The sequence below is a fragment of the Actinomycetospora sp. genome, assembly GCF_055612215.1.
Genome location: NZ_JBVPVA010000332.1, coordinates 1 through 6,000, shown reverse-complemented (window position 1 = coordinate 6,000; position 6,000 = coordinate 1). Strand labels below are relative to the sequence as shown.

Genomic DNA, 6,000 nt, shown 5'->3' with positions numbered 1-6,000 from the left:
GTCCTCGCCGCCGACCGCGCACCGCGGCCCCTCGTGCGGGAACAGCCGCAGGATCCCGGCGTCGACGCGGTTGACCGTCGTCTCGTGACCCGCGAACAGCAGCGTGGTCGCGATGCCGGTGACCTCCAGGTCCGTGAGGGTCGGGTCCTCGCGCTGGGCCGTGACCAGGTCGGAGAGGACGTCCTCGCCCGGGGCCCCCCGCTTCGCGGCGAGCAGTCCCCACACGTAGGTCCCCAGCGCGGTGATGCCCGCCCGGCTCGACCCGCCCTCGAGGGTCCCGGCCTGCTCGGACCAGACGCGGAACCGGTCGCGGTCGGCGTAGGGCACACCGAGCAGCTCGCAGATGACCAGCGTGGGCAGCGGGACCGAGAGGGCGTCGTGCACGTCCGCCGGGCGGTCACGGCCCAGCAGGTCGTCGACCAGGGTCGCCACCAGCGCCCGCACGTGGTCGTCGAGGGCGCGCATCCGTCGCGCGGAGAAGGCGGGCGCCAGCAGGCGCCGCATCCGCCGGTGCGACTCCTGCTCGTGCTCGTGGTCCCCGCTCGGCCCGCCGAGCAGCACCCCGTCGTGCAGCCGCGCGGCCTTCTCCGGCTCGGGGTGGGAGCGGCCCAGGCGCGGATCGCCGAGCAGCGCCCGGACGTGCTCGTGCGTCGTCACCAGCCAGGCCTCGTCGCCGGTCCGCGTCCGCACCCGCGTGATCGGCGTGTGCTCGCGCAGCGGCCCGAGCGCCGGGGCCAGGCCGAGCGGGTCGGGCGTGGGGAAGGGGAGCTGCGGCAGGTCGGTCTCGGACACGGGTCCATCGTCGCCCCGGCGCCGGCGCCCGCGCCTCCACCGGCGGGACGAGACGGGGTGGAGGCCCGGCCTCACCCCGTGATCGCGTCGATCGCGGTCAGCACGGCGAGGACCACGAGGATCGCGGCGGCGATCCGCGTCAGCCACTGCGCCGGCAGCACGCGCCGCAGCCGGTCGCCGCCGTACACGGCCACGGCCGACACCACCCACAGCGCGAGCGCGGCGCCGATGCCGACGGCGAGCGGGTCGGTGTACCGGGCGGCGAGCGTCGCGGTGATGATCTGCGTCGGATCGCCGAGCTCGGCGAGCAGCACGATGCCGAACGCGGTCGCGACGACCTTGCGCCGGGTGCCGGGCGACCCGTCGAGGGCCGGCGCGTCGTCGTCGTCATCGTCGTCGTCCTCGCGCAGGACCAGCACGGTCGCGATGAGGAAGATCACGACGAGGCCCCACTCGAGCGGACGCCGGGGGAGCAGGGCCACCACGCTCCCGGCCGCCACCGCGACGACGGTCTGCACGGTGTGCGCGGCCACCGCACCCAGGAGCACGAGCCGCGGCGGGAAACGGCTTCCCAGCACCACGGCCGCCACGGCGCTGGTGTCGGGCAGTTCCGCGAGCGCGACGAGCCCGAACACGATCCCGGCGACGGCGAGGTCCACGGTGCAGGGCTACTGGTCGCGGGCCGGGAGCACAACCGGGACGCCCTCCCGGGACCCGTGGGGTGGTCGAGCAGGCGGTTGACGACCGGCACCCACCGGGCACCCGCCCCGCCATGCCCGACACCGCGATCCTCGACGTCGACGGCACCCTCGTCGACTCGAACTACCAGCACGCCCTCGCCTGGTACCGGGCGTTCCGCCGCTTCGGCACCACGCTGCCGATCTGGCACCTGCACCGCGCCGTCGGGATGGGCGGCGACCAGCTCGTGACCCACGTGGCGGGGGAGCAGGCCGAGGCCGACTTCGGCGACGACGTGCGCGCCGCGCACGGCGAGGAGTTCGACGCCCTGATCGGCGAGGTGGCGCCGTTCGGGGACGCCGAGGCCCTGCTCGGCGGCCTGCGCGAGGACGGGCTGCGGATCGTGCTCGCCACCTCGGGCTCGAGCGGGACCGCCGAGCACCTGCTCGGCCTCGTTGACGGCCGCCGCTACGCCGACGCTGTCGTGACCTCGAGCGACGTCGAGGCGAGCAAGCCCGCTCCCGACCTCGTCGAGCTCGCGGTCGCGCAGGTCGGCACCACGGACGCGGTGCTCGTCGGCGACTCCGTGTGGGACGGTCAGGCCGGCGTCCGCGCCGGGGTGCCGTTCCTGGCGGTGCGCACCGGCGGGTTCTCCGACGACGAGCTGACCGAGGCCGGCGCGCGCCACGTCGTGCAGTCGCTCTCCGAGCTGCTCGACCTGATGCGCGGCCGGGGGAAGAGTGCGGCATGACCACACCCACGAGCACCACCGCCCGGCCCTCGGGCGTCCGGGACCGCGAGCGGGCCGACACGCTCGTGCTCGCCGCCCTCACGTCGGGCGACCTGGACGGCTACGAGGTGGGGCGGCGGCTGCGCGAGGACGCGCGCCGGACCCGGCAGCCCTCGGCCCAGCAGATCTTCGCGTCGCTGCACCGCCTGCACCGCAACCGGCTCGTGCGCCGCGCGCCGCACGACCCGCGGCGCTACCGCCTCACCGCGACCGGCTCGCGGGTGCTCGCCGCACGTACGGCCGCGGCCGACGCCTACGCCGAGGCGCTGCACACCCTGGGTGGCTCCGCCTCGTGAGCACTTTCCCGTGTCATAGGACGGAGAAGTGCTCACGGGCGCGGCGCGCACCTAGAGGCGACCGGTGGAGAGCGAGTCGTCGGCCTTGACCGCGCCCCGCGCCCCCATCGGCTGGGAGCGGCCCTTCGTGGTGTCCGCGGCGGTCTGGTACTCCGACTCCGAGTTGATCTCGGCCCCGAGCAGCACGATGTAGCTGGTCAGGTACATCCACAGCAGGAGCACGACGACGCCGGCGAGCGCCCCGTAGGTCTTGTTGTAGCTGCCGAAGTTGTTCACGTAGAGGCTGAACAGCACGCTGCCGACGACCCACAGCACCGTCGCGGCCACCGAGCCGAGGGTGACCCAGCGGAAGCGCGGCGCGTCGCGGTCGGGCGCCACGCGGTAGAGGACGGCGAGGGCGACCACCACGAGGACCACCAACAGCACCCAGCGAACGACCTGGCCGATGACCTGTCCGACCGGGCCGAGCAGGTCGAGCACCAGCGGGGCCACGGCGACCAGGGCGATCGACACGATGACGAACAGGACCGCGCCGAGGGTCAGGGCGAGGGCCAGCAGGCGCAGCTTCACCGCGCCACGCGTCTCGGTCTCGTCGTAGGCGATGTTGATGGCCGCCATGAGGTTCTGGGTGCCGCTGGAGGCGCTGAACAGCGCCGCGAGGGCCGCGATGATCAGCCCGGTCGTCAGGCCGCCGCTGCTGGCGGTGACCACGGACTGCAGCTGCTCGGCCAGGAGCGGCTTGGTGGTCTCGGGCAGCGCCGAGGTGACGCTCTGCAGGGTCTGCGCGGCCTGGGCCGGGTCGGCGACCAGCCCGTAGAGCGACACCAGCGCGATCAGCGCCGGGAAGATCGCGAGGAAACCGAAGTAGGTGACCCCGCCCGCGAGCATGCTGATGTTGTCCTTGCTGCCCTCGGCGAAGGCCCGCCGGACGATCTGCCACCACCCGGCGGCCGGGATCTCCGTCGGCTTCGTCGCCCCCGAGCCCGGGGGGAGGTCCGCCGTCCGGGCGCTGACGGCCGGGCGAGGCCCCTCGTCGTCGTGGTCGCGGCGGACGCCCCGGGCGACGCTGCGGGCGATCAGACCGGCGGAGAGGAGCTGAGCGGGTTTCACGGGCGCTGGTACCCGCGGGGGGCGGTTCCGGACCCGTGTTTCGCCCCGATCGCGTCACGGTTGCGCGTGCGGTTCGGCCGGGCACCACCGCGCACCTGATTCCACGAAGGAGAACGATGAGCGTCCGCAACACCGGTTTCCGTGCTCTCCACGACATCGGCCTCGCCGCCTGGTTCGGCGGCTCGCTCTTCGGCGTCGCCGGCCTGAACGCCGCCGCCGCGGAGGCCGACCAGCAGCGCACCACCGCCCGCATCACCAGCGTCGGCTGGGCGAAGTGGAGCCCGGTCAACACCGCCTTCATCGCGGCCCACCTCGTCGGTGGCGCCGGCCTGCTCGCGGTCAACCGCAAGCGGGCCGCCCTGCAGAAGGGGGCCACCGGCACGACCGTCGCCAAGCTCGCGCTCACCGGCGCCGCCCTCGGCGTCACCGCCTACACCCGCGTGCTCGGCAAGAAGGTCGAGGACCTGGTCGTCCACGCCTCGCCCGAGGTGTCGTCCAGCACCACCACCCACCTCGACCGCGGCACCACGCAGTCCGGCCGTGGGGGAGCGGCGCAGGCCGTCCAGGAGATCGACAAGGAGGCCGGGCAGGCGGTCAGCCAGGCCGCGCAGGCGCTGCCGGTCGGGGCCGCCGAGGCCCAGCGCCAGCTGACCTTCTTCCAGTTCGCGGTGCCGGTCCTGACCGGGGCGCTGGTCGTCCTCGCCGCGCAGGCCGGGGAGCAGCAGCGCCCGGGCGACCAGCTGCGCGGCGCGGTGCGCCGCGTCGGGTCGGCCCTCGGCGCCGCGGCCTGACGCACGGATGACGCGTGGGGCCGCTCCCGGGCACCGGGAGCGGCCCTCCCGCTACCAGAACTTGATGCCGACCGACTTCAGCCGGCGCTTGTGGAGGTGCTCCACCTTCTCGACGTCGGACTGGGAGATCAGGTCCCCCCACGCCGACGCGGCCTTCGTCCCCTCGGTCAGCAGCGTCTCGAGCTCGTCGCCCATGACGTCCGCGCTCTGGATGACCCGCGAGCCGAAGCCGATGTGCCAGCGCTCGTCGCGCAGCACGAGCTCCATCCCCTTGCGCACCCCCGGCATCGGCACCGAGAGCTTCTCCAGGGTGTCGAGCAGGGCGTTCTGCCCGGCCGTGAGGACCACGCCCTCGAGGATCATGTGGTAGAGCCCGACCCCGGCGGTGAGGCCCTCGTGCTGCTCGGCCACCGCCTGCGCGGTCTTGGGGAGGCGCTCCTCGAACAGTTCGACGAGGTCGGGGTTCACCCGGTCCCGCAGCGCGTCCATGCGCTCGGTCAGGTTCTCGCCCGGCACCTCCGCGACCTCGCTCACGACGCGGTCGAAGAACCGGGCGTGCCGCGCCTCGTCGCGGGCCTGTGACCGGAAGCACCCGGCCATCGAGTCGTCCGTGGTCGCGACGGTCTCGAAGTTGCCGAGGTGCGTGGCGACCGCCGTCTCCCCGACGACGAAGCCGGCGAGCAGGCCGAGCACCCGGTCGCTCTCCTCGTCCTCGAGCTTCGGCCACGCCTCGATGTCCGCGGAGAGGTCGATGGCGGTCTCGTCCCACTGCAGCGACTCGGCGAGCTGGACGAAGTGGCCGTATCCGGTGATCATCTGTTCAGACCCTCACATCTCCGGGAACTCGCCCGGTTCCAGCGCGCGGAAATCCGACTTCTCGGCTCCGCAGATCGGGCACATCCAGTCGTCGGGGATGTCCTCGAACGGCGTCCCGGGTGGGATGCCGCTGTCGGGGTCGCCCTCCTCCGGATCGTAGATGAATCCACACATCTCGCAGAGCCAGCGCGTGACCTCCGGCCCGGCCATCGTCTGCTCCGTGCTCATCCGCCCTCCGGGGATCGCCAGTCGGGAGATCACGAACACCGCGAAGGGGCGCCGGAACCCGTCCGGCGCCCCTCCCGGTGAATCCTCGCGGTCAGTCGTCCATCTGTGCGACGTACATCGTCACCTCAGGAGCGACCCCGATCTCTTCGAACTCGGGGGCCTCCCACACGTGGAGCTCCATGGATTTCACCTCCTCGTGGACCGTGGTGCGTACCGGGTCCGGAGTCCGCGCGGGTCGCCCGCACGGACCCCGGGTCCGTCACTGCGGCAGCGCGAAGCAGAACAGCGCGTCGCCCGCGGCGGCGCCGAGCAGGCCGGGCAGGAAGCCCTCGACCCACCCGCCCCAGCCGGTCGGCGCGACGACGTACTGCCGGCCGTCGACGCTGAACGTGCTCGGGCTGCTGTGGTGGCCGCTGCCGCACTGGAACGACCACAGCTTCTCGCCGGTGTCGGCGTCGAGCGCGACGAGCTCACCGGTGGGCGTCCCCTGGAACACCAG

9 protein-coding genes and 1 pseudogene are annotated in these 6,000 nt (G+C 73.5%); 3 read left to right on the top strand and 7 right to left on the bottom strand.

Features of this window, described 5'->3' with window-relative positions; translation table 11 throughout:
- Together AC0CYZ_RS09570 and AC0CYZ_RS09565 are read right to left on the bottom strand one after the other, a co-directional pair.
- Positions 1-792, bottom strand: a 792-nt coding sequence (locus tag AC0CYZ_RS09570) for a cytochrome P450 family protein (protein WP_472214626.1), incomplete at its 3' end; no start/stop codon positions are given.
- Between the two features lie 71 nt (positions 793-863).
- The gene (locus tag AC0CYZ_RS09565; protein WP_472214624.1) at positions 864-1,451 is read right to left on the bottom strand and encodes a TMEM165/GDT1 family protein; all 588 of its coding nucleotides are present in this window, start codon (positions 1,449-1,451) and stop codon (positions 864-866) included.
- Positions 1,452-1,564: 113 nt separating this feature from the next.
- Between AC0CYZ_RS09565 and AC0CYZ_RS09560 the strand changes: the two genes are divergently transcribed.
- Both AC0CYZ_RS09560 and AC0CYZ_RS09555 read left to right on the top strand, forming a co-directional pair.
- A complete protein-coding gene (locus AC0CYZ_RS09560; RefSeq protein WP_472214623.1) occupies positions 1,565-2,221 on the top strand; it encodes an HAD family hydrolase in 657 nt (218 codons plus the stop codon).
- Positions 2,218-2,556, top strand: coding sequence for a PadR family transcriptional regulator (locus AC0CYZ_RS09555; protein WP_472214622.1), 339 nt, complete (start codon positions 2,218-2,220; stop codon positions 2,554-2,556). Before AC0CYZ_RS09560 ends, AC0CYZ_RS09555 begins: the two co-directional genes overlap by 4 nt.
- A 51-nt stretch (positions 2,557-2,607) precedes the next feature.
- Here AC0CYZ_RS09555 and AC0CYZ_RS09550 read toward each other — a convergent pair whose 3' ends face one another.
- Positions 2,608-3,666, bottom strand: a complete 1,059-nt coding sequence (locus tag AC0CYZ_RS09550; RefSeq protein WP_472214620.1) for a YihY/virulence factor BrkB family protein — start codon at positions 3,664-3,666, stop codon at positions 2,608-2,610.
- A gap of 116 nt (positions 3,667-3,782) precedes the next feature.
- Here AC0CYZ_RS09550 and AC0CYZ_RS09545 point away from each other — a divergent pair, with 116 nt between their 5' ends.
- Positions 3,783-4,457 carry a hypothetical protein gene (locus tag AC0CYZ_RS09545; RefSeq protein ID WP_472214618.1) on the top strand — a complete coding sequence of 225 codons (675 nt, stop codon included), beginning with the start codon at positions 3,783-3,785 and terminating at the stop codon, positions 4,455-4,457.
- A 51-nt stretch (positions 4,458-4,508) separates the two neighbouring features.
- Here the strand turns inward: AC0CYZ_RS09545 and AC0CYZ_RS09540 are convergent, their stop codons facing one another.
- The 4 genes and pseudogenes from AC0CYZ_RS09540 to AC0CYZ_RS09525 form a co-directional block, all read right to left on the bottom strand.
- Positions 4,509-5,273: a ribonucleotide-diphosphate reductase subunit beta gene (locus AC0CYZ_RS09540; RefSeq protein ID WP_472214616.1), complete on the bottom strand. Its 765-nt coding sequence runs from the start codon at positions 5,271-5,273 to the stop codon at positions 4,509-4,511.
- A gap of 12 nt (positions 5,274-5,285) precedes the next feature.
- Complete coding sequence (rd, locus tag AC0CYZ_RS09535) at positions 5,286-5,501, bottom strand: rubredoxin (RefSeq protein ID WP_472214614.1); 216 nt, start codon at positions 5,499-5,501, stop codon at positions 5,286-5,288.
- A gap of 91 nt (positions 5,502-5,592) precedes the next feature.
- A complete protein-coding gene (pqqA, locus tag AC0CYZ_RS09530) occupies positions 5,593-5,682 on the bottom strand; it encodes a pyrroloquinoline quinone precursor peptide PqqA (protein WP_133825024.1) in 90 nt (29 codons plus the stop codon).
- Between the two features lie 78 nt (positions 5,683-5,760).
- Positions 5,761-6,000: pseudogene (locus AC0CYZ_RS09525) on the bottom strand (PQQ-dependent dehydrogenase, methanol/ethanol family); the annotation flags it as partial.